Here is a 418-nt window from a genome sequence, read left to right on the forward strand (position 1 = left end):
GAGGACCTAGCGGCCCGTACCCCAAACCGACACAGGTGGTCAGGTAGAGAATACCGAGGCGATCGGGTGAACCGTGGTTAAGGAACTCGGCAAAATACCTCCGTAACTTCGGGAGAAGGAGGGCTCCGTCTGGTGATCACCCTTGCGGTGTGAGCTGGGGGGAGTCGCAGAGACCAGCGAGAAGCGACTGTTTACTAAAAACACAGGTCCGTGCGAAGTCGCAAGACGATGTATACGGACTGACGCCTGCCCGGTGCTGGAACGTTAAGGGGACCGGTTAGACCGCAAGGTCGAAGCTGAGAACTTAAGCGCCAGTAAACGGCGGTGGTAACTATAACCATCCTAAGGTAGCGAAATTCCTTGTCGGGTAAGTTCCGACCTGCACGAATGGCGTAACGACTTCTCGACTGTCTCAACC

1 rRNA gene is annotated in these 418 nt (G+C 55.7%); it reads left to right on the top strand.

Annotated features, from left to right (window positions below):
• Positions 1-418: ribosomal RNA gene (locus tag GWK61_RS55355) — 23S ribosomal RNA — on the top strand; the annotation flags it as partial.

Source organism: Catenulispora rubra (genome assembly GCF_015356825.1).
GTDB lineage: Bacteria > Actinomycetota > Actinomycetes > Streptomycetales > Catenulisporaceae > Catenulispora > Catenulispora rubra.